Source organism: Streptomyces spiramenti, assembly GCF_012034385.1.
Classification (GTDB): Bacteria; Actinomycetota; Actinomycetes; order Streptomycetales; family Streptomycetaceae; genus Streptomyces; species Streptomyces spiramenti.
This window is the reverse complement of record NZ_JAAVJB010000359.1, coordinates 1-469: the sequence shown is the minus strand read 5'-3', so window position 1 is coordinate 469 and position 469 is coordinate 1. Positions and strand designations below refer to the sequence as shown.

General features: G+C 74.4%; 1 protein-coding gene. It reads right to left on the bottom strand.

Annotated features, from left to right (window positions below; genetic code table 11):
- Positions 1–7: 7 nt before the first annotated feature.
- Positions 8–469 (bottom strand): hypothetical protein (locus HCJ92_RS23120; protein WP_420824766.1); only part of this gene is annotated, 462 nt, incomplete at its 5' end.

The following is a 469-nucleotide window of genomic DNA, read 5'->3' as shown; positions in this document are numbered from 1 at the left end:
GTCGTCGTCAGGCGCCGACGGGCCGTCGGCGCATCGCGTGGCAGAGTCCGCCCAGCGCCAGGGCGGCGGCCGGCGCGAAGAGCAGTGTCGCGAAGTCCGACCAGCCGGCGGTGCGGCCCCAGACGCCCCAGAGGTCTCCGGCCCGCTGGAAGAACAGCTCGGATGCCGTGACGCCGGTGAGGTCGCCGACCAGCAGGGCGATCACCATGGCGAGGCCGTACAGGTCGCCGAGGACCACCGCGACCAGCGCCAACGCGGCACCGCCGGAGTAGTGCCACCAGGACGAACCGAGGAGCGCCGGTCCCAGCGCGACGAGCGTGCCGAGGACGAACGAGACCGCCGAGAGCGTCGCGAACTCACGTGTGCCGGGGTCGAAGAGCAACCGCACGAGCAGCGCGAAACAGGCCCCGCCGACCACTGCCGCGAGCAGCGCCAGCCCCGCGGCGGCGGCCAGCCGTCCGCGGACGCC